Annotated in this window: 10 protein-coding genes; 5 read left to right on the plus strand and 5 right to left on the minus strand. The window is 68.6% G+C overall.

What is annotated here, in order from left to right; translation table 11 throughout:
* Positions 1-102 precede the first annotated feature (102 nt).
* The 4 genes from CAL25_RS10225 to CAL25_RS10240 all read left to right on the plus strand — a co-directional run bounded on the left by CAL25_RS10225 (position 103) and on the right by CAL25_RS10240 (position 4,125).
* Positions 103-282, plus strand: a complete 180-nt coding sequence (locus CAL25_RS10225) for a hypothetical protein (protein WP_094799857.1) — start codon at positions 103-105, stop codon at positions 280-282.
* Positions 283-416: 134 nt separating this feature from the next.
* Entirely contained in the window at positions 417-1,028 is a 612-nt protein-coding gene (locus CAL25_RS10230) for a glutathione S-transferase family protein (RefSeq protein WP_094799858.1), read from the plus strand.
* A gap of 65 nt (positions 1,029-1,093) precedes the next feature.
* On the plus strand, positions 1,094-3,160 hold the full coding sequence (locus CAL25_RS10235; RefSeq protein ID WP_094800225.1) for a pyridoxamine 5'-phosphate oxidase family protein: 2,067 nt from the start codon (positions 1,094-1,096) through the stop codon (positions 3,158-3,160).
* An 89-nt stretch (positions 3,161-3,249) separates the two neighbouring features.
* Positions 3,250-4,125, plus strand: coding sequence for a LysR family transcriptional regulator (locus CAL25_RS10240; protein WP_349290546.1), 876 nt, complete (start codon positions 3,250-3,252; stop codon positions 4,123-4,125).
* Positions 4,126-4,138: 13 nt separating this feature from the next.
* Here CAL25_RS10240 and CAL25_RS10245 read toward each other — a convergent pair whose 3' ends face one another.
* From CAL25_RS10245 to CAL25_RS10265, 5 genes are all read right to left on the minus strand, one after another.
* Positions 4,139-7,279 (minus strand): efflux RND transporter permease subunit, encoded by a 3,141-nt coding sequence (locus CAL25_RS10245; RefSeq protein ID WP_094799860.1) that lies wholly within the window; start codon positions 7,277-7,279, stop codon positions 4,139-4,141.
* Positions 7,276-10,353 carry an efflux RND transporter permease subunit gene (locus CAL25_RS10250; RefSeq protein ID WP_094799861.1) on the minus strand — a complete coding sequence of 1,026 codons (3,078 nt, stop codon included), beginning with the start codon at positions 10,351-10,353 and terminating at the stop codon, positions 7,276-7,278. Before CAL25_RS10250 ends, CAL25_RS10245 begins: the two co-directional genes overlap by 4 nt.
* A gap of 5 nt (positions 10,354-10,358) precedes the next feature.
* Entirely contained in the window at positions 10,359-11,516 is a 1,158-nt protein-coding gene (locus CAL25_RS10255; protein WP_094799862.1) for an efflux RND transporter periplasmic adaptor subunit, read from the minus strand.
* Positions 11,517-11,641: 125 nt separating this feature from the next.
* Positions 11,642-12,853: a PepSY-associated TM helix domain-containing protein gene (locus tag CAL25_RS10260; protein WP_094799863.1), complete on the minus strand. Its 1,212-nt coding sequence runs from the start codon at positions 12,851-12,853 to the stop codon at positions 11,642-11,644.
* Positions 12,853-15,015 (minus strand): TonB-dependent receptor, encoded by a 2,163-nt coding sequence (locus tag CAL25_RS10265; protein ID WP_094799864.1) that lies wholly within the window; start codon positions 15,013-15,015, stop codon positions 12,853-12,855. Before CAL25_RS10265 ends, CAL25_RS10260 begins: the two co-directional genes overlap by 1 nt.
* A 529-nt stretch (positions 15,016-15,544) precedes the next feature.
* Between CAL25_RS10265 and CAL25_RS10270 the strand changes: the two genes are divergently transcribed.
* Positions 15,545-17,908 (plus strand): penicillin acylase family protein, encoded by a 2,364-nt coding sequence (locus CAL25_RS10270; RefSeq protein ID WP_212590892.1) that lies wholly within the window; start codon positions 15,545-15,547, stop codon positions 17,906-17,908.

Consider the following 17,908-nt stretch of genomic DNA (forward strand, 5'->3'; position numbering starts at 1 on the left):
CATCGGTTATGGCGTTATTTCGGATCGATCGTTCGTGTATGGGGTCTGCGCGCGTATTCTGCATTCCAGACATTGCACGCTTAACCGCCCGGGAGGGCCATCATGTTCGATACGTCTTATGCCTTGTCGGTCCGCGCCATCGCCGCGCTGGGCCGCTACCAACCGCCGGCGACGCCGGTCGATGCCAGCCGCGCCGACGATAGCCGCGCGGCGTCCGCGCGCGCCGTCGAGCGCATGCTGGCCGTGTCCGCCGCGTATTTCCAGGTTCCCACCGCCCACTGACACGCCGCCACGGCGAGATTATTTCTCTGAACGTAATTAAGAGATGTGAAATAGGCGGATTCTGCTTCTGAGGATACTTAATTAATCTGACGTGACGGTACAGCACACGGTTGTACCCCCACCGGAGATTCCTCATGAAGCTGTATCACTTCGCACTGTCCGGCCACGCCCATCGTGCCCGCCTTCTGCTCTCGCTGCTCGGCGTTTCGCACGAGCTGGTCGAGGTCGACATGGCCGCCGGCGGCCACAAGACGCCCGAGTTCCTGAAACTCAATCCCTTCGGCCAGGTGCCCGTGCTGGAAGACGACGGCGTGGTCGTCGCCGACTCGAACGCCATCCTCGTCTATGTCGCGAAAAAGGCCGGCCGCACCGACTGGCTGCCCGAAGACGCGCAAGGCGCTGCGGCCGTTCAGCGCTGGCTCTCCGTCGCCGCGGGCGAAATCGCGTACGGCCCCGCCGCTGCGCGCCTCGTGACCGTATTCGGCGCCAAGTTCAATCCCGAAGAAGTGATCGCCCGCGCGCACCTCATTCTCGGCCGCCTCGAAAGCCACCTGGCCGGGCGCGAATGGCTGGTGGGCAACGCGCCCACCATCGCCGATGTCGCCATCTACAGCTACGTGGCGCGCGCACCCGAAGGCAATGTCGACATCTCGGGCTATCCCAAGGTGAATGCGTTGCTGCGCCGGATCGAGGCGCTGCCCGGCTTCGTGGGCATTCCCGAGACCGCGGCCGGCCTGAACGCCTGAGCCCCTGTGCCGCGCCCGTGCCGCGCGGGCACATGCCGCGGCTCACGACTGTCGAGGACACCGAAATGGCCCAGAATCCGGCGCCGCAGCCCACGTGGCATGCGGGCGAGCTCTTCATCCAGGAACAGGTTGGCGTGGTGGACCGCATGCGGGCCGTGGGCCAGCGCGTGGTGCGCGACCACATGCCCGACCAGCATCGTGCGTTCTACGAGCAGCTGCCGTTCATCGTGCTGGGCAGCGTGGACGACCAGCACGACGCCTGGGCCACCGTCCTGGCGGGTCAGCCCGGCTTCATGCGCTCGCCGAGCCCCACGGTCCTGGACATCGGCGCCCGCGCCGACGCCTACGATCCGGCGGGCGCGGGGCTGCGCGACGGCGCCCCGGTCGGCTTGCTGGGCATCGAGATGCACACCCGGCGGCGCAACCGCATGAATGGCATCGTGACGCACGCGGCGTCGGGGCTGCGCGTGACGGTGGACCAGAGCTTCGGCAACTGCCCGCGCTACATCCAGCTGCGTGATTTCAGTTTCGCGCGCGACCCGGCCGAGCCGCATGTCGCGCCGCGGGAAGACCTGCCCGCGCTGGATGACGCGGCGCGCGCGATGATCTCCGGCGCGGACGCGTTTCATGTGGCCTCGTATGCGGACCGCGAGGGCGGCCGTCAGGTCGACGTGTCGCATCGCGGCGGCAAGGCCGGCTTCGTGCGCGTCGATGCGGACGGCACGCTGACCATACCGGACTTCGACGGTAATCTGTTTTTCTCGACGCTGGGCAACTTCATTCTCAACGGCAAGGCCGGCCTGCTGTTCGTGGACTACGAGCGCGGCGACGTGCTCCAGATGACGGGCGACGCGGAGGTGATTCTCGAGTCACCCGAGATCGCCGCGTTCCAGGGCGCGGAGCGTCTGTGGACCTTCCGGCCGCGCCGCATCGTGCGCCGCAGGGCCGCGCTCGCGCTGCGCTGGACGTTTCAGGCGGAGGGCTGGTCGCCCAACGTCCTGATGACCGGCGACTGGTCGCAGGCGGCGAGCCGGCTGCAGGCGAGCGAGCTGGCCACGCGCTGGCGTGCGCTCACGGTCACGCGCATCGTGGACGAAAGCGCCTCGATCCGCTCGTTCTACCTGGCGCCGGCGGATGGGCTCGCGCTGCTGCCGCACGAAGCGGGTCAGCATCTGCCGATCCGGGTAACGCCGGCCGATGCCACGGCGCCGCTCATCCGCACCTACACCTTGTCGCTGGCGCCGTCGGACGGCGCGTATCGAATCAGCGTAAAACGCGAAGGCGTGGTGTCGCGGCACCTGCACGACCATGTGCGCGTGGGCGACGTGATCGAAGCGCGGGCGCCCGCCGGCGCCTTTACCGTCGACGCGCGGGAGCCTCGGCCGCTGGTATTGCTGGCCGGCGGCGTCGGCATCACGCCGATGCTGGCCATGCTGCGGCATATCGTCTACGAAGGGCTGCGCAAGCAGCGCGTGCGTCCGACCGTGCTGATCCAGGCGGCGCGCTCGCTCGCGGAGCGCCCCTTCGATGCCGAGGTAAGCGAGCTCGTGGCGGCGGCGAAGGGCGCGGTCAAACTGGTGCGCGTGTTGAGCGACACGAGCGGCGCCGAGGCGGGCCGCGACTACGACGCCGCGGGCCGTGTCGACACCGGCTTGCTGACGCGATTCCTGGCCTTCAACGACTACGACTTTTATCTGTGCGGACCGGCCGGCTTCACGCAGTCGCTCTACGACGGACTGCGCGGGTTCGGCATCGCCGACGGACGCATCCACGCGGAAGCGTTCGGCCCGTCGGGGCTGGTGCGCCGCCTCGACGCCGGCGCGCAGGCCGCGCCGGTGCGCGCGGCACCGGCCACCGAGCCGGTGCCGGTGGCCTTTCTCGAGTCCTTGAAAGAGGCGCGCTGGACGCCCGACTCGGGCACCTTGCTGGAACTGGCGGAGGCGCGCGGGCTGGCGCCGGAGTTCAGCTGCCGCTCCGGCAGTTGCGGCACCTGCCGCACCCGGCTGATCGAAGGCGAGGTGACCTACATCAAGGAGCCCACCGCCCCGGTTGCCGACGGCGAAGTGCTGATCTGCTGTGCGGTGCCGGCGCGGCAGGAGGGCGGCACGCAACGTGTGCACCTCGCGCTGTGAGCGGGGGCGTGATGCCGGCCGCCGACCTTGCCCGTATCATGGAGCCTCATTCGGAACGCGGGAGGCGCACGGTGGATCGCTGGCAGGCAATGCGGATCTTCGTCAAGGTGGCGGAAACGGAAAGCTTCGCGGCGGCCGCGCGGCAGTTGCACATGAGTGCGCCGGCCGTGACGCGCGCGATCGCCGCGCTCGAAGACCTGATCGGTGCGCGGCTGTTCGTGCGCACCACGCGGTCGGTCAAGCTGACCGAGCCGGGCCGGCGCTATGTCGACGACTGCAAGCGCATCCTGGCCGACATCGACGAGGCCGAGGCGGCGGCCGCGGGGTCTTATGCCGCGCCGTCGGGCACGCTGTCGCTCACCGCGCCGGTGATGTTCGGCCACATGTATGTGCTGCCGCTGCTGCACGATTTCCTCAAGATGCACCCGACCGTGAACGGGCGCGTGCTGTTCGTGGACCGTCCGGTGAATCTGATCGAAGAGGGCATCGACGTGGCGATCCGCATCGGCCGGCTGCAGGACTCGGGCTTCTCGGCCATGCCGGTGGGCACGGTGCGGCGCGTGGTGTGCGGATCGCCGGCGTATTTTCGCGAGCGTGGCGTGCCGCTCACGCCGGCCGATCTGCGGCAGCATCGCGTGACGAGTTCGACCGGCGCCTGGGTGTCACCGGAGTGGCGCTTCGCCAACGAGCAGCGCGTCACGATCCAGAGCTGGCTGCAATCCAACACCAATGACGCGGCCATCGCCACGGCGATCGCCGGGCTCGCGCTCACGCGGGTGCTGCACTACCAGATCGAACCGGCCCTGGCCGAGGGCAAGCTCGAGATCGTGCTGGCCGAGCATGAAGAGCCGGCCCTGCCGATCCACGTGCTCTACACCGAAGGCCGGCAGGCGCCCGCCAAGGTGAGGGCGTTCGTGGACATGGCGGTCGAGCGGTTGCGCGCGCGCGGCGCGGCCGGCGCCTGATAGCGAGGCTCGTTCAGCGCGGCACGGGGTGTCGGCTGCGGCGGGCGCGCCAGCGCAGCCGCAGGCGGTCCAGCGCCAGATACACCACCGGCGTGCTGTAGAGCGTGATGACCTGGCCGACCAGCAGGCCGCCCACGATGACCACGCCCAGCGGACGGCGCATCTCGGAGCCTTCGCCCAGGCCCATGACCAGCGGCAGCGCGCCTACCAGCCCGGCCAGATTGGTCATGACGATCGGGCGCAGGCGCTGCAGCGCGGCCTGATGGATGGCGGCCATCGGCGGCAGGCCGGTGCGGCGTTCGAGCTGGATCGCCACGTCGATCATGAGGATCGCGTTCTTCATGATCACCCCCACCAGCAGAAACAGGCCCAGCAGCGCGATCAACGTGAACTCCAGCCCCGCCAGGCGCAGCGCGATCAGCGCGCCCAGGCTGGCCGAGGGCAGGGTGGACAGGATCGTGAGCGGGTGCAGCGGGCTTTCGTACAGCATGCCCAGCACCAGGTAGATCGCGAGCAGGACCGCGGCGATCAGCCAGGGCTGGTCCTGCAGCGATTTCTGGAAGGTGCGAGCGCCGCCGCCCAGGCGGGTCTGGACATCGGACGGCACCATCAGCTGCGCCACGCCGCGGTCGATCGCCGCCAGGCCTTGCTCCAGCGACACGCCCGGCGCCAGCGAAAAGCCGATGCCGGTGGCCGGAAAGAGGCCGTCGTGGAAGATCCAGTCCTTCACCATCCGGTAGTGGTAGGTGGTGAAGGCCGCCAGCGGCACCCGGCTGCCATCCTCGGCCAGCACCTGTACGCGGTCGAGCACCGCAGCATCCTGCGTGTAGCGCGGGTCGAGCTCCAGCACCACGCGATACTGGTTCATCGGATCGTAAAGCGTGGCCACCTGACGCTGCGAAAATGAGTTGCTCAGCACATTGGCGATCGTGTCCATGTCGACGCCGAGCCGGCGCGCGGCCTCGCGATCGATCTCCACCTGCACCTGCAGCGTGCCGGCTTCGCCGACCGTATCCACGCTGGCGAGCTCGGGCATGTCCTGCATGGCGTCGCCGATGCGCTTGGCCCAGACCTGCAGCGAATCCACATCGTTGGCAAGGATCGCCAGCTCGTGGTCGCCCGAGGTGTCGAAGCCGCCCGGCATGCGCAGGTCCTGGTCGGCCTCGATGAAGAACATGCCACCCGCCACCGGCGGCGCGTTCTGCCGCATCCAGTCGATGATGGCGGGCGCGCTCTCGGTGCGCTGCGCCGCGGGTTTCAGCCGGATCAGAAACAGCGAGTTGCTGATGCCCATCACGCCGCCGCTATACCCGATGACGTCCTGGATGTCGGGATGCTGCATGACCATCTGGCGGTAGGTCTCGATCTTGGGCTGCATGACCTGGAACGAGAAGCCGTCGTCGCCGCGCACGAATCCCCGCAACTGCCCGGTGTCCTGCTTGGGCAGAAAGTCCTTGGGCGCCTGCACATAGAGAAACACGTTGAGCGCGATCGCCAGCGCCAGCGCGGCCAGCACCAGGAAGGGATGCGCGAGCACGCGCGCCAGGCTGCGGTCGTAGCTGTGCACCAGCCAGGCGTTGAAGCCGCGGGCGGCGGGGGCAGGCGCGGCGGCGCCCGGCGCGGCGGCGCCCGGCGCAGCGGCGCCCGGCACAGCGGCGCCCGGCGCTCCGACCGGCTTCGGCGTGGGCCGCAACCAGCGCGCGCACAGGCCGGGAATGATCGCGACCGAGACCACCAGCGAGATCACGATGGCCGCGACCAGGGTGATGGAAAACTCGCGGAACAGCCGCTCGACCAGACCGCCCATGAACAGGATCGAGGCAAAGACGACGGTCAGCGCGAGCGTCATGGCGGCCAGGGTGAATCCCACCTCGCGCACGCCGCGCAACGCGGCACGCCGTGGCGTCAGCCCGCTATCGAGGTGGCGCTTGATGTTCTCGAGCACCACGATGGCGTCGTCGACCACCAGCCCGGTCGCCACGATCAGGGCCATCAGCGACAGGTTGTTGAGCGAGAAACCCAGCAGATGCATGACCGCGAACGTGGCGATCAGGCTGACGGGAATCGCCACGCTGGGAATCGCGGCGGCGCGCACATCGCGCAGGAACGCCCAGACCACGGCCACTACCAGCAGCGTGGCGAGGCCCAGCGTGAGATGCGCCTCGTGCAGCGTGGCGCGGATACCGGGCGAGCGGTCGAGCACCACGGTCAGCGACACATCGGCGGGCACCAGCGCGTGCAGGGTCGGCAGCAGCGCATTGATCGCGTCGATGGTCTCCAGCATGTTGGCGCCGATCTGCCGGCTGATCGTCATCACGACCGCGGGGTTCTCGTTGTGAAAGCCGCTGCTGTAGCGGTTTTCGATCGAGTCGCTCACCCGCGCGACCTGCGACAGCCGCGTGACCGCGCCGTCCTGATGGCGGATCACCAGCGACTCGAACTCGGGCACCGTGCGCGGCTGGGCCGCGCCGCCGATCGCCCAGCGCTGTGCGCCGGTGTCGATCTGGCCTTGCGGCAGCAGGGGGGCCGCGTCGACGATGGCGTCGCGCACGTCGTCGAGCGCCACGCCGTAATGCGCCAGCATGTTCGGATTGACCTGGACCCGCACGGCGGGCAGCGCGCTGCCGCCGAGCGTCACCTCGCCCACGCCGGACACCTGCGCGATACGCTGCGACAGCACGCTGGCCGCCATGTCGTAGAGCTCGCCCGGCTTGCGCGTGGGCGAGCTCAGCGCGATGGCCATGATCGGCGTCTGCGACGGGTTGAGCTTGCGATAGCTGGGAAGCGACGGCATGCCGGCCGGCAGCTCGCCGCTCGCGACGTTGATCGCCGCCTGCACATCGCGCGCGGCCGCGTCGATGTCGCGCTCCAGGTCGAACTGCAGCAGCACGCGCGACGATCCCGGGCTGCTGGACGAGGTCATGGTCGTGACGCCGGCGATGCTGCCGAGCGCGCGCTCGAGCGGGGCGGCCACCGTGGCCGCCATGCTTTCGGGGCTGGCGCCGGGGAGCTGCGCGCGCACCTCGATGGTCGGAAAATCCACCTGCGGCAGCGGCGCCACCGGCAGCAGACGCCAGGCGGCCAGGCCCACCAGCACCAGGGCCACCGCCAGCAGGATGCAGGCGATCGGACGCTGGACCAGCGCGCGGATCACGAGCGCGTCCCGTCGGCTTGCAGGGCGCGCGCCGGATCACCGCGCCGGCCCAGGCGGTGGAAGAACAAATACACGGCCGGCGTCGTGAACAGCGTCAGCACCTGACTCACGAGCAGGCCACCCACCATCACCCAACCGAGCGGCTGCCGCAGTTCGGCCCCCGACCCCGTGGCCAGCATCAGCGGCACGGCGCCGAACAGCGCCGCGAGCGTGGTCATCAGAATCGGGCGCAGGCGCAGCAGCGCGGCCTCGCGGATGGCGGCCAGCGGCGCGAGCCCGCGCGTGCGCTCGGCCTCGAGCGCGAAGTCGACCATCATGATGCCGTTCTTCTTGACCAGCCCGATCAGCAGGATGATCCCGATGACGGCGATCAGGTCCAGCGGCCGCCCGGTGAGCATCAGGGCCAGCAAGGCACCCACGGCCGCCGAGGGCAGGGTGGAAAGAATGGTGATCGGATGGATGGCGCTCTCGTACAGGATGCCGAGCACCAGGTACATGGTGACGATGGCGGCCAGCATCAGCCAGAGCGTGTTGGACAACGACGCCTCGAAAGCCGCTGCCGCGCCCTGCAGCCGCAGCTCGACCGAGGCCGGCATGCCGATCTCGGCGCGCGCCGCCTCGATGGCGGCCACGGCGGCGCCCAGCGAACCTCCCGGCGGCAGATTGAACGAGAGGTTCGCGGCCGGGAACTGCCCCACGTGATTGATGAGGGTGGGCGCGGTGCGCTCGCTCACGGTGACGAGCGAGGACAGCGGGACCGGCTGATCGGCGTCACTGCGCAGATAGATGCGTTCGAGTGCCCGGGGGCCGTCGGCCAGCCCGTTGTCCACCTCGATCACCACGCGATACTGATTGGATTGCGTGAAGAGGGTCGTGATCTGGCGCTGGCCGAACGCGCTGTAGAGCGCCTGCGCCACATCGGCCATCGTGAGGCCGTAACGCGCGGCGGTGTCGCGCGAGATGTCGAGATAGGCCTGACGGGCATGCTGGCCCAGGTCGGTCACCACGTCGGCGATGGCCGGCGAATCGGCCAGGCGGTCCGCGAGCGCGCGGGCATTCGTGGCCAGCAGAGCGGCGTCGGGCGAGGTCAGGATGAACTGATACTGGCCGCCGCCGACCCGATCTTCGAGATTGAGCTCCTGGACGGGCTGCAGAAACAGCGAGAGCCCGCCGGCGGTGCGGGCGCGTTCTTCGAGGCGCGCGGTGATCTCGGCGAGCGGCGCGCTGCGTTCGCTCCACGGTGCGAGGTTGATCAGCAGACGGCCGGTGTTCAGGCTGGTGTTGGTGCCGTCCACCCCGATGAACGACGACAGGCTCACCACATCGGGATCCTGCAGCAGCGTGTCGGCGAGCGCCTGCTGGCGCCGGGCCATGTCGCCGTAGGACACGCTCTGCGGCGCCTGCGTCACGCCCTGCAGCACGCCGTTGTCCTGCGCCGGAAAGAAGCCCTTGGGAATCAGCGCGTACAGCACACCGGTGAGGCACACCGTGATCAGCATCACGGCCAGGGTGGTGCGCTGATGCCGCAGCGTCACGTCGAGCCAGCGCGCATAGCGCGCCTGCAGACGCACCATGAGCTGGGAGGGCGCCTGCTCATGGGCCGGCAGCAGCCGCGCGCACATCATCGGCGTGAGGGTGAGCGAGACCCCCAACGAGATGAGGATGGCGACCGCGAGCGTCACGGCGAACTCGCGGAACAGACGCCCGATCACGTCTTCCATGAACAGCAGCGGAATCAGCACCGCGATCAGCGAGAGCGTGAGCGACACCAGTGTGAAGCCGATCTGGCGCGCACCCTTGAGCGCCGCCGCCATGCGGCCCAGGCCCTGTTCGCGATAGCGGGCGATGTTTTCCAGCATGACGATGGCGTCGTCCACCACGAAGCCGGCGCCCACGGTCAGCGCCATGAGCGTGAGGTTGTTGGACGAGAAGCCCGCCAGATGCATGACGCCGAAGGTGCCGATCAGCGACAGCGGCACGGCCAGGCTCGGAATGAGCGTGGCCGGCAGATTGCGCAGGAACAGAAAGGTAACCAGCACGACCAGCCCGACCGCGAACACCAGCTCGCGCTGCACCCCGCGCACCGAGGCGCGAATGCTTTCGGTGCGGTCGGTGAGCAGACGCACCTCGACCGACGCCGGCATGCCGGCCGTGAGCTGCGGCAGCAGCGCCTTGACCTGATCGGCGACGGCAATGACATTGGCGCCCGGCTGGCGCTGGATATTGACCAGCACGGCGGGCTGGCGGTCGACCCAGGCGGCGAGGTAGCGATTTTCCGCGCCTTGCTGCACCGTGGCGACCTCGCCGAGCCGCACCGGCGCTTCGTTGCGCCAGGCCACGATCAGTTGCCGATACTCCTCGGCGCTCTGCAGTTGATCGTTCACATCCATGATGACGGAGCGCACCGGACCGTCGAAGCTGCCTTTGGGCTGATTCGAGTTGGCGTTGCCGATGGCCTCCTGCACGTCGTTCAGCGACAGCCCGCGCGCGGCCAGCGCCATGGGGTTGACCTGCACGCGCACGGCCGGTCGCTGGCCGCCGGCCAGACTGACCATGCCGACGCCGGACAGCTGCGCCAGGCGCTGCGCCATCCGCGTGTCGACCAGATCGTGCACCTGCGGCAGCGGCAGGGTGGCCGAGGTGATCGCCAGCGTGAGAATGGGCGTGTCGCCCGGATTGACCTTGCGATAGACCGGCGGGGCGGGCAGATCGTTGGGCAGCAGGCTGCCGCTCGCGCTGATGGCCGCCTGCACCTCCTGTTCGGCCACGCCCAGCGGCACGTCGAGCGCGAATTGCAGCGTGATCACGGACACCGACGCGCCGCTGGACGACGACATCTGGCGCAGCCCCGGTATCTGGCCGAACCGGCGCTCGAGCGGCGCGGTCACCGCGCGCGCCATGACCTGCGGGCTCGCGCCGGGATAGTGGGTGGTGACCTGAATCACCGGGTAATCCACCTGCGGCAGCGCGGCCACCGGCAACATGCGCCAGGCCAGAATGCCGGAGAGCAGCAGCGCGATCATCAGAAAGCTGGTCGCGACCGGGCGCAGCACGAAGGGTTTGGAGATATCCACGGTCTTTATCCTTGCGCGGGCACGATGGTCACTTCACGATCCACGCGCACACGGTCGACGCCCTCGACCACGATGCGTTCGCCCTGGCTCAGGCCCTCGCGCACCGCGACCTCACCGGGCCGCGATTCGCCGAGCACGAGCGCGCGGCGTTCTGCCCGGTCGCCTTCGCCGATCACATAGACGTAGGGGCCGTCGGCGGCATACTGCACGGCGGCGGCGGGCACCATCAAGGCCTCGGCGTCGCGCAGCAGCACCAGCCGCACATTGACGAATTGATTGGGGTAGAGCGCCACGTTGGCGTTGCCGAACAGCGCCCGCAGCTTGAGGCTGCCGCGGCCGGTCTCGATGCGATTGTCCTGCGCGTGCAGCTCGCCCTCGGCAAGCAGCACGCGGTCGTCGGCGTCCCAGGCCTGCACGCGCATCGGGCCGGACCGCGCGGCCAGCGCCTCGCTCAGCACCGGCAGCGTGGCCGCCGGCACGGAAAACACCACCGAGATCGGATGCGTCTGCACCAGCGTGACGAGCCCGGTGGTATCCGCCGCGCGGACATGGTTGCCGGCGTCGATCGCGCGCAGGCCCAGCCGGCCGGCCGAGGGCGCCACGATGCGGGTCAGCGCCAGCTGGCGGCGCGCCTCGGCCACGCGCGCGCTGTCGCGCTGATGTTGGGCGGCCAGGCCGCGCTCCAGCGCGCGGGCGGCGTCGAGCTGGCTGGCGGCGACCGATTCGGCCCGGCCCAGGCGCTCGTAGCGCGCCAGATCGGCCTGCGCATTGCGCCAGATCGCCTCGGTGCGCGCGAGCTCACCGAGCGCGCCGGCCAGCGCCAGCTCGAACGGGCGCGCATCGATCTGCGCCAGCAGTTGTCCTGCCTCGACCTGCTGGCCTTCGGCGAAGTGCACGCGCTCGAGATGGCCATCGACCTGCGGGCGAATGAGGACGCGGGTGAGCGGGGTCACGGTGCCGAGCGCGTGGACGTCCTGGTGCAGGGCATCCAGGCGCGCGGTGGCCACGGTCACGGCGGGGGGCTTGCTGTTGCGGTCCTGCACGGGCGCGCGGGGCGCGGGCGCATAGGCGCGCCACACTACCCAGGCGCCGATGAGCGCGAGAAGCAGGCCGAGCCAGCGATACCTGTGCAGCAGCTGTCGGCCCGTGGACGACCGGGACATGAATGACTCCTGAACAGTTGCTGAGTCGGGCATTCTAGCTGAATGCAAATCATTTTTATCGAAGGCGTGCGCGACCGCGCCGAATCTTTGCGCGCGCGGCGGGCGAGCGTGACGGAAGGGAGGTGTCAGGGGCGCGCGGCGCGCCTGTCGGCTAGCCTGCGGGACTGGTGCTTTTGCCACCAGATTACTACGCCCGTGATACTGAGCAGCGCGACAACCAGGCCCAGAATGCAGACCACGATACGGCCCGCGAGTCCGCCGATCTGACCGCTGTGCAGCGGAAACTGCAACTGCGTGAAGACATCGGCTGCCGTGCCTGCGCCAGGGAGCGTGGCACCGACAAGCGCGCCGCTGTAAGCGTCGTAGTAAAGCATCGGCGTGCCCAGGCCCATGCCGCGGTCGTGGTGCGACGGCCAGAGCAGCGCCAGATACAGCCCCATCTCGCCGAAGTGGCTGATGCCGCTGACCCGCTCGGGCCAGCCTTCGCGCGCGGCATGCGCGTTGGCCCGCGCACGAATCACGTCGAAGCCCACGGGGAGGGCGCCCTCGCGGGCCGCGGGGGGCGTGGTCGCCTCCGGAATGGGCGTAAGCGTGGAGACCACGGCCAGCACCGGCCGAAACAGTTCCTGGCGCAGATTCAGGTAGGCGCTGCTCAAGGCGAGCAGGATGAGTGCGATCCAGAGCCACAGACCGAAGGCGCGGTGCAGGTCAAGATTGAGCCGATAAGCGCCGCCACCGCGCTTGATCAACCACGAAGGCTTCCATTTGGACACGCGCGGCGCGCTGCGCGGCAGCGTCAGATAAAACCCGACGAAGCTGTCGAGCAGCCAGATGAGTGCGATGCCGCCCATGAACCACCAGCCCCACAGACCTGGCAGATAGAGGCTGTGGTGAATCTGGAGCATGAAGGGCACGAAGGTTTCGGCCTGCAGGCAACAGCCCTGGCGCGAACGCTTGCCCTGCACCTCGCCGGTACCGGGGTCCACGAAGATGTGGTCATAGCCGAGCGGCGGGTGACCGGGTCGTGCATACACATAGGCCTGCGCCGTGTGGCCGGGCACGCCGTCGTAACTGAGATACTCGATCTGCAAGGCATGATCGGACGCCTCGATGCGCGCGGCCAGCGCGTCGTAGCCCAGCGCCGGCTGGGTGGAGCGCGCCTGGTAGAACTCGGGATTGAGCCACGCATCGATATCGTGGCCGAAGGCAAGAATGCTGCCGGTCAGCCCGGCCACCGTCAGGAAGACGGCGGTGAGCAGACCGGCGTAGCGGTGCACCCAGACCCACGTCTGGCGCTCGGCGAGGCGCCGAAGCCGAGTGGGACCAGCCTGGGTCATCAGAAGTCGATGCTGGCCGACAACATGTAGGTACGCGGCGCGGCGCTGTTCAGATACTGATAGCCGGGCGACGAATCCCAGTAGCGGCGGTTGAACACGTTCTCGACGGTGGCGCGGAACACGACCGGGTGACTGGCGATCTTGGTGGCGTAGCGCGCGCCCACGTCGAAGCGGGTCCAGGACGGGACAGTCGCCGTATTCGCGGCATCGAATGGGATCGACGAGGTGTAGATCATGCGCGCCGTGGCGGTCAGGCCGGGCACCTGCGCGATGTCGTACTCGGCGCCCAACTTGACCGACCATTTCGGCACGACGCCGGCGCGGTTGCCGTCGAACTCGCCGTTCGCGGTTTTGGTCAGGATGGCCTGTGTCCACGATACACCGCCCAGGATACGCAGGCCGCGGGCCGCTTCGCCGAAGGTCGAGAGCTCCACACCGCGATTGCGTTGCTCGCCCGCCAGACGGTAGTAGTTGTCGCTATCCACATAGCCGCTCGGGCGCTTGATCTCGAACGTGCTCAGCGTGTTGGAGAAAGTGCCCCAATCCATCTTCGCGCCCAATTCCCACTGCTTGGACACGAAGGGATCGAACACCTCGCCGGCGTTCACGGCGCGATCGGGTGCCACCTGGCCCTGTTGCAGCGCTTCGACGTAATTTGCGTAGAGCGACAGGTTTTCGATGGGCTTGACCACCAGACCCACGGCCGGCGTGTTCTTGCTGCGCTGGTAACTCGACTGCCACGCGCCCGACGTGCGGTTGTAGGCGTTCGTGTCGATCTTCTGGTGCCGCAGGCCCAGGGTCAGCAACACGCGCTCGTCCATCATGGACAAGGTATCGGTGATGGCATAGCTGCGCAGCGTCATGTCCGAGTTGCGCACCCGCGTGCCATCCAGATCGGGGTCGTGCGGGTTGGGTAAATGCACCGGATCGTACAGGTTGCTCTGCGCGGTCCACGAAGAGGAGGGCACATAGCCCGTGGTCTTCAAGTTGTAGTCCGTGACGGCCAGCACGGTCGTGTGCTTGATCGGACCGGTGTCAAAGCGCAGGCGCGTGTTGAGCTCGCCGCTGCGGGTCTTGTTGCGCTCGTTCAGGCCGAAGGCGTAGTAATCGATATCGCCGTTCAGATCGCCGATCTCGCCCCACGGGCTGTTGGCCTTGCGGGTGGTCTCGGCCATGCCGAAGGCGCCGCCGATGCTCCAGAAACTGGTGAGATCGTATTCGGCGCGCACCATGCCAAAGGCATAGTCGCGATCCTGATACGACCACGAGGGGTAGGGGTTGATGTCGCCCCGCGGCGCTTCCGGCACGTACGGCGTGTACACGAAGTAGTTGTTGCGCGCGCCGTTGATCTTCTGGTTGCTGGCGCCGAAGTCGGCGCTGGCGCGCAGGCGCTCGGCACGGTAATCCAGGCCCAGCGTCACGTTGGACGCCTTCACCTTCTCGTGATCGACCGAGGTGTCACCATCGCGGTGGGAGGCATTGAGGCGGATGCCGAAGGCATTGTCCTGGCCGAACCGGCGCGAAATGTCGACGCTCGCGCCGAGGTTGCCATCGCTGACGAAACCGGTGCTCAGACGCGTGAGCGGCGTGTCTTCGGCGCGCTTGGGCGTGAGGTTGATCGCGCCGCCGGCCGTACCGCGCGGCGAACTGCCATTGAGCAGGGTGCTCGGGCCCTTGAGGACCTCGACCCGCTCGATGCCTTCAAGCTGCACGCCTTCGGAATTGGCGATGCCGTACAGGCCATTGAAGCCGATGTCGGCGCGGTTGACTTCAAAGCCGCGGATGAAGAAGTTGTCGAAGAACCACGGGCCGCCGCTTGCCACCCCCGGATCATTGTCCAGCACGTCGGCCAGGCTGGTGGCCTGCTGGTTCTGGATAAGTTCGGAGGTGTACGAGGTCACGCTGAAAGGCGTGCTCATCATGTCGACGTTACCCAGCATGCCAAGACGAGCGCCGCGGGCCACCTGACCGCCCGCATAGACCGGCGGCGTGTCGTCCGGCTTGGCGACGCTGGTGCCCGTCACCGTGACGGACGGGAGCTGCTGCACCGAGGCGTTGCCGCCGGCATTCTGTGCCAGCGCGGCAGGCGCCCAGGCGGCGGGCACGCCGAGGGCGGCGGACAAGGCAAGCACGAGCTTGCGTTGGCGAAGGGGGAATGACATGAAGTGCTCCGTTGTTATGCAGGGAAAACCGACTGTTTGGAGAAAAATCTCGAGAAAACCGTCAATCGCACTCGCTGGCAGGACCGTCCGAAAGCCCGGTCTGTGATCCCCCAGGCAAGCGCGACCCCGAGACCGCGACGTACGCGGAACAGGGGATCTCCATGCATAAACGAGCAACCTTGTTTGTTTTTCTGTCCGGCGGCGCGCAAGGCGCGAAGGCGGGCCGGGCGCCTGGTTGACAGGACGCAGCGGCAGCACGGCCGGCGGATGGCATGCACTCGCAACACAACGCAATTCGTATTGCGACGCAGTATCAACTAAGAATGAATATCAATCAATAGGGGTGAATTCGGCGTTGGCGAGCGTCGATATTCGATTTTTGGAGGTAAGGGTGCTCGCCATCGGCGCCCGCAAAGGTCTGTTCAGTCTCGATGTCACGATGGCATGATGCAATCCCTGACCTCCGTGCGGCTCGTGCGCCTCGAGCGCATGCCCTCCGTTCTCTCCCGTTGATCGACGCAGGATTCCAATGAAGCTTTCGAACTGGCGCGCCGCCGCGACGCCGATGGTGCTCGCCGGGCTCGCGGCACTCGCCGCGGCCCCGGCCTGGGCCGACGGCCCCGTGACCCTGCGGCGGCTGGCCGATGGCACGCCGCATATCCAGGCCACCGACATGCACGGCGCCGGGCTGGGCGTGGGCTACGCGCAGGCAGAAGACGCGCTGTGCACGCTGGCCGACGCTTATCTGACCTTTGCCGGTGGCCGCTCCCTGGCCTTCGGGCCGCAAGGCAAGCCCGATTACAACGCCACCTATACCGGCGGCAACAACCTCGAGCTCGACGTCTTCTTCCGCGCCTTTCTGGATGACACCGCGCTCGCACGCTTCAAGGCCGCGCAGGTGGTCGAGCTCAAGGCCATGGCCGAGGGCTTCGCGGCGGGCTACAACCGCTACCTTGCCGAAGCGCGGGCGCGTCCGGCCACGGCGGGGGAGCCCACGTGTCTGCGGCAGCCGTGGGTGCGGCCGATCACCGTCGACGACGTCATGCGCCGCATTCAGGCGCCCGCGCTGGCCGGAGGCTACGCGCGTTTCATTCCGGAGATCGTGCGTGCCGCGCCGCCGGGGCCGAAGCGGACGGCGCAGACGACAAGCCCGCTATCGCCGATCGCCGATGCCTGGCATGTGGGCGGCGCGGCGGGCCTGGGCAGCAATGTGCTTGCCTTCGGCGCGGGCGATGGTGGCGCCCGGGCGCCGGTGCTGTTCGGCAATCCGCACTGGTTCTGGGGTGGCCCCGACCGCTTTTATCAGATGCACCTCACCGTGGACGGCCAGATCGATGTGGCGGGCGTGGCTTTCGTGGGCGTGCCGCTGCCGATGATCGGCTATACGGATCGGGTGGCGTGGTCGCACACCGTATCGGCCGCGCGCCGCTTTGGGCTCTTCGCCCTCCAGCTGGATCCCGCGGATCCGCTGCGCTATGTGGTCGATAGCGAGGCGCGTTCCATTCGGGCGCAGGTGATCGAGGTGCCGGTGCGTGGCGCCGATGGGAAGACCGGCTCGGTGCGGCGCACGGTCTATCGCAGCGAGTATGGCCCGATCGTGGACCTGAGCGCCCGCGCGCAGCCGCTGGGCTGGACGGCCAAGGGTGCCGTCGCACTGCGCGACATCAACGAGACCAACGATCGCATCTTCTCCACCTATCTCTCCTGGGCGCATGCGCGCACGCTGGACGATTTCGTGGCGATCGCGCGGCGCGAGCTCGCGATGCCGTGGGTCAATACGGCGGCCATCGGTCGCGACGATGCGCGCGCGTGGTACGGCGACATGGGCGCCGTGCCGAATGCGCCCGATGCCTTGCGGCGCCTTTGCGCGACGCCCTTCACGCCACTCGTCGCCCGTTGGGATCCGGCAATACCGATGCTCGATGGCAGCCGGTCGGCGTGCAACTGGACGGTGGATCGCAACACCCTGATTCCGGGGCAGATGCCCGCGTCGCGCCTGCCGGAGCGCTTTCGCACCGATTATGTCGCCAACATGAACGACAGCTATTGGCTCGCGAGTCCGGCGCAGCCGCTCGAGGGCTACGACGCCGTGCTCGGCGGCGAACGTCAGCGGCTCTCGCTGCGGGCCCGGCATGGTCACGCCATCGCGCGCGACGCGCTGGCGCAGGCGGGCGGCGACACCGCGCGCCTGATCACGTTCCTCGAGCGCGAGACCCTGTCCGCGCGAGACTACGCCGCACAGAGCTTCAAGCCCGCGCTGCTGCATGCCGCGTGCGGGCCGCCGGACGCCAGCGTGAAACAGGCCTGCGCCGTGCTGGCGCGCTGGGCGGGCTCGGCCGGGGCCGACGACCGCGGCGCCTGGCTCTGGAGCGCGTTCTGGCAGGCGATGCAGGACAGCCCGGCGGCCAAGAGCGGCAAACTGTACGGAAAAGCGTTCGATCCGGCCCGGCCGCTGGACACGCCGAACGCGATCCGGCCGCTGCCGGCACAGGCGCGCGCAGCCTTGATGGCGGCCACGACGCGGCTCGCGTCGCAGGGCGTGGCGCTCGACGCGACCGTGGGCGAGCGGCTGCGGGTCAACGCGGCCGGTGGGCCGATCGCGCTGTATGGCGGCTGCGGCAGCGGCTATTTCACGATCGCGTGTCCGGCGGTGCCGGGCGGCGTGATGGACGGCCGCGCGCACGCCAACACCTATCTGCAGCTGGTGAGCTTCGGCAAGGATGGCGTCCAGGCGCGCACGCTGCTGGCGAGCGGCGAGCGCGAGACGGCCTGGCGGGGCGGCCCGGGTGCCGAGCCGATCCGGCGCTACGCCGAAAAGCAGTGGCTGCGCGCGCCCTGGACGCCCGCGGAACGCGAGGCGGCCCAGGTGTCGGTGCGCACGCTGGCGCCTTGA

The sequence above is a fragment of the Bordetella genomosp. 5 genome (assembly GCF_002261315.1).
In the GTDB taxonomy this organism is placed as follows: domain Bacteria; phylum Pseudomonadota; class Gammaproteobacteria; order Burkholderiales; family Burkholderiaceae_B; genus Bordetella.